The organism is Acinetobacter sp. OYA S30, assembly GCF_033599315.1.
In the GTDB taxonomy this organism is placed as follows: Bacteria; Pseudomonadota; Gammaproteobacteria; order Pseudomonadales; family Moraxellaceae; genus Acinetobacter; species Acinetobacter baumannii.
Map to the genome: position 1 here is coordinate 1 of NZ_JAWVAV010000145.1, position 550 is coordinate 550.

The 550-nt window shown below is 41.8% G+C and carries 1 protein-coding gene; it reads right to left on the reverse strand.

The genetic code is table 11. The annotated features are described in order from the left end of the window. A partial coding sequence (locus R5R67_RS19545; RefSeq protein ID WP_318755216.1) for a phage tail tube protein occupies positions 1-550 on the reverse strand: 550 nt, incomplete at both ends.

Here is a 550-nt window from a genome sequence, read left to right on the forward strand (position 1 = left end):
GTTATTGTTAATAGAAATGGTCAAAGACTGTAGACATGCCTTGCCTTGAATTGACTGGCCGTTTACAAGCAAGTTTTCCACGTTCGGCATACTGACAAGCGGACGAGTCGAAGCTGCAACCGGATTCACTACAGGGTTCGTTTGCTGACGAGTAAACGAGCTACCTACAAGACCAAAGTTACCAGTGATTTTCCCCGTGGTCTGGATAGTAATTTCACCAGAATTAACCTGTACTCCACGATAAATAAAGACTTGGCCAACATCTTCGAAAACTTTAACCAGCGTTAATGACTTACGTACATTACCGCCAATGGTTAAGCTATTCGTTGCCCAGTTATTAAAAGCTAATGCACTTAGGAATAAATCAAATGTTCCAAGTGATAATTCAAACTCTAACTGACCTGCTACTTCTGCTTCAGTAACTACCCCACCTTGTCGAAAACGTGAATCAACCACTTCACTGCTTTCTTCAGTAGAAACATTTTCAGATAAACCATCACTTACACGGCGAACTGTGTACCAGATCGGGTTTGCTGGAGTTGTTCCTAAA